Source organism: Protofrankia sp. Cr1 (genome assembly GCF_963555865.1).
In the GTDB taxonomy this organism is placed as follows: domain Bacteria; phylum Actinomycetota; class Actinomycetes; order Frankiales; family Frankiaceae; genus Protofrankia.
In genome coordinates this window covers 1-535 of sequence record NZ_CAUVXO010000184.1, presented here as the reverse complement: position 1 = coordinate 535, position 535 = coordinate 1, and the positions used below count along the sequence as shown (strand labels likewise).

Genomic DNA, 535 nt, shown 5'->3' with positions numbered 1-535 from the left:
CGCAGAACCGTGCGGGCGTTGACGTGTGGTCTGTTCGCATCGCTGTCTCCTCCTGCTCCTCTTGTCGGACATGTACGTCACTGAGCGGCGCCATCGCAATGATCTCGGTCGTCGCCAGGCCCGCCGCCTTCATCGTGCTGCCGCTGAGCGTGATCCGGCACTTTGCCTTGTTGGCGACACGGTCGTAACGGATCTCCAGACGGAGAACCTCGAACAGTCGGCGGGACAGCTTGTCGGGGAGAGCGGCGATGTCGACCGGGCCGATCGGCAGGTGCTCCAGCAGAGCGGGGTTCGATGCGTGCTCGGCCTCGTCCTCAAGTGCCGTGAGCTGCCGTTGCAACGCGTCCCGCTCCGCTTGCAGCTCGGCGCGGCCTTCGTTGATGTCCCGAATAAAATCTTGATCAGGTTCGTCGATGCGCCCGAGGTTGAGGGCCAAGCGCTTACGCCGAGTCTCCGCGTCCACGATGCCTCGCCGGAGAGCCGCGATACGTCGCTCGCGGTCCTGCGCCCGGCGCGCGTCGACAGCCTCCAGTTC

1 protein-coding gene is annotated in these 535 nt (G+C 65.4%); it reads right to left on the bottom strand.

The genetic code is table 11. The annotated features are described in order from the left end of the window. The coding region (locus U9980_RS15210; RefSeq protein ID WP_322768512.1) for a hypothetical protein at positions 1-463 on the bottom strand (463 nt) is incomplete at its 3' end. Between the last annotated feature and the right edge of the window lie 72 nt (positions 464-535).